The sequence below is a fragment of the Rhodoplanes sp. SY1 genome (genome assembly GCF_046000175.1).
Taxonomy (GTDB): Bacteria; Pseudomonadota; Alphaproteobacteria; order Rhizobiales; family Xanthobacteraceae; genus Rhodoplanes.
This window is the reverse complement of the sequence record NZ_JBEOMB010000533.1, coordinates 1-588: the sequence shown is the minus strand read 5'-3', so window position 1 is coordinate 588 and position 588 is coordinate 1. Positions and strand designations below refer to the sequence as shown.

General features: G+C 72.6%; 1 pseudogene. It reads right to left on the bottom strand.

The window, feature by feature from the left end:
- Window positions 1-210: pseudogene (locus ABTU92_RS30790) on the bottom strand (protein-methionine-sulfoxide reductase catalytic subunit MsrP); the annotation flags it as partial.
- Window positions 211-588: the final 378 nt, after the last annotated feature.

Here is a 588-nt window from a genome sequence, read left to right as displayed (position 1 = left end):
CTCGTTGCGCTTGGCCGGATAGAGCGAAGCCGACGGGTCGGGGGCGTCGCCGGCCCGCTGCGCCAGCGCGATGTCGGGCAGCAGCGCCGCGGCGGCGAGCCCCCCGGCGCCGGCCAGCAAGGCGCGGCGGTCGGGGCGGAACGCGATCGCCTCGGGGGTGGCGGCGCTGTCGGGCAGCGCCCAGGCGGGACGGCGAAGGATGGCGGGCATGGCGATCTCCGGGGGCTCGCGCGGCCATGGGGGCCTCGCGAGGAGATACGGCCGAGCCGGGGGTCTTGTTTCGTTCGAGGCGTGAAATCGTGACCGGCGCGGCGTCACTGACGTCTACGTCAGCTATGGGCCGGGCGGATCATCGGCAAGTCACGGAGTGGCGAGTAGCGCGTGGCGCCTGGCGCCTGGCGCCTGGCACGTGGCACCTGGAAAGAACGATCGACTGCGAACTCGGGTGCGATGGTATTCAGCTCCCGACGTTCCGCCATCCGCTGATCGCCACTCGCTGTCGCCATTCGCCCCGTCCTCACCTCCGCAGGGCGCCGCCGATCACGCCGCCGATGAAGGCCCCGGCGGCACCGTCGAACGGGCTCGATT